Origin of the sequence: Psychrobacter sp. K31L (assembly GCF_017942195.1) — a bacterium.
Taxonomy (GTDB): Bacteria; Pseudomonadota; Gammaproteobacteria; order Pseudomonadales; family Moraxellaceae; genus Psychrobacter; species Psychrobacter glaciei.
In genome coordinates this window covers 1-548 of record NZ_JAGKSC010000030.1, presented here as the reverse complement: position 1 = coordinate 548, position 548 = coordinate 1, and the positions used below count along the sequence as shown (strand labels likewise).

The 548-nt window shown below is 36.3% G+C and carries 1 rRNA gene; it reads right to left on the bottom strand.

Features of this window, described 5'->3' with window-relative positions:
- A 16S ribosomal RNA gene (locus tag J5X94_RS13835) occupies positions 1 to 85 on the bottom strand; the annotation flags it as partial.
- Between the last annotated feature and the right edge of the window lie 463 nt (positions 86 to 548).

Below are 548 nucleotides of genomic sequence, written 5' to 3'. Positions count from 1 at the left end.
CAAGCTATCATCGTTTCCGCTCGACTTGCATGTGTTAAGCCTGCCGCCAGCGTTCAATCTGAGCCATGATCAAACTCTTCAGTTTAATCTTGCTATGTAACCCTTTAAAGAGGCTACTAAACTTGGCTCATCTAATCTGGCAAAATCGCTAAAAATTATGTTCGTAATGAATTAACTTTGAGTTTTTCTGCTGTCTTAAATGATAATTTTTATAGTTAGAATGAACTCCGAAAAGGAGCTAAAACCAACTTTATTTTTTAGCATTCTGAATCAGCAAAAATCCACACAAGTTGTTCTTTAGTTATGCTTTTAAATAGTGCTCAATCACTGTCGTCCAGTAACTGATATATTGGGTATCTCTCTTGCTATTTAGTCTCAAACCCTTGCGGGTTAAGCTATCTAGCGAGCCGACTATCTTATCATAATGATTGGGATTGTCAAGCTTTTTTATAATTTGTTTCATCAGGTTAACTGGGTTATTAATGTGTAATCTACACACTAGTTACTTCCAGCTCGTCTTGATGAGGGCGTATTATAGACGCTTTAAA